This is a genomic window from Proteus sp. TSJ240517 (assembly GCF_047921575.1).
GTDB lineage: Bacteria > Pseudomonadota > Gammaproteobacteria > Enterobacterales > Enterobacteriaceae > Proteus.
The window spans coordinates 1-271 of record NZ_JBLRMH010000038.1; the positions used below are offsets into that span (position 1 = coordinate 1).

Here is a 271-nt window from a genome sequence, read left to right on the forward strand (position 1 = left end):
CAAGCACCAGAAAGAGAAAAGCCCCGGAAAATATATTTCATATTAACCGAGGCGGACTCAAAAACAGACAATTTGATTCTGCCTCCATTTTTATCGGAGCGCAAGAGGAAATGAAGAAATATTCTTTAATCGGACTAATGATCGTCACGATGATAATATCGAGTAACGTATTATTAGAGAATACACTTTTTGTTTATTCATACCCAATAATGGATATTTAATGATTCAGGTTAATATATCTTTTAGTTTATATTAATCTTGTGGGGGAGCG

Annotated in this window: 1 protein-coding gene; it reads left to right on the forward strand. The window is 33.9% G+C overall.

Annotation, left to right across the window (positions count from 1 at the left end; all coding sequences use genetic code 11):
* On the forward strand, positions 1-221 hold a 221-nt coding region (locus ACNARN_RS18660), incomplete at its 5' end, for a hypothetical protein (RefSeq protein ID WP_416304821.1).
* Positions 222-271 lie beyond the last annotated feature (50 nt).